Annotated in this window: 1 protein-coding gene; it reads right to left on the bottom strand. The window is 33.2% G+C overall.

Features of this window, described 5'->3' with window-relative positions; translation table 11 throughout:
• Window positions 1–731 (bottom strand): IS66 family transposase (locus ES044_RS18350; RefSeq protein ID WP_147120803.1); only part of this gene is annotated, 731 nt, incomplete at both ends.

The raw sequence follows: 731 nt of genomic DNA, 5'->3' as shown, positions 1-731 counted from the left end.
TTTAATCGTATCAATTCCTCTATTTTTAGAGAACACTACATAAGTAGCAAACTTGCTTTGCCAAGTCCAAAACCAATTATTTTTACCATTTACTTTAATACCAGTTTCATCAGCACCAACCACATTTTCCTTCCATACTTTATCAGCAATTAAATCATAAGCAGGCTGTGCTTTTTTAGCAAAACTATTTAAGATATTAGAAATAGTACCTTGTGAAATAGGCAGATTACAAACATCTTTAAAAAACTCACTCATTCTCTCAAATGGTAAGTATTGGCGGGTATGCATATAAGCAATTGTTGCTTGTATATTAGCGCCATAGCTTATGGTTGCTCTCACATTTTCCGGAAAATCAGCTGTAGTATGATGCCCACAAGAACAGCTCTTTTTAAAAATTCGATGTTCAGTATATTTTGGTAAAATGGCAGGAATATCGACTACTTGTCTTTTTAGAAGAAACTCTTCTGACTCATTTTTTAAGTCGTTTCCACAACAATTACAAAATTCAGGTGTATGATTAAAAATTTGGTCTGGATTTTCTACCATTTGTAGCGTAGTTCCTTTGTGTCCTTTTTGACCACCTACTTTCCTGCCAGATTTAGTACGTAAACTTTGGTTTTTTAAAGGTCTATTTTCATCTTTAGATGGTGGAACGGAACTATTTCGACTATTTTTACGATGCGTTAAGTCCTCGATTTTATCAAGTAGAGTCTCAATTATTGATTCTAATT

The organism is Polaribacter sp. IC066, assembly GCF_007997085.1.
Classification (GTDB): Bacteria; Bacteroidota; Bacteroidia; order Flavobacteriales; family Flavobacteriaceae; genus Polaribacter.
Note: the sequence above shows the minus strand (reverse complement) of the source record. Positions and strands in the feature narration are given on the sequence as shown.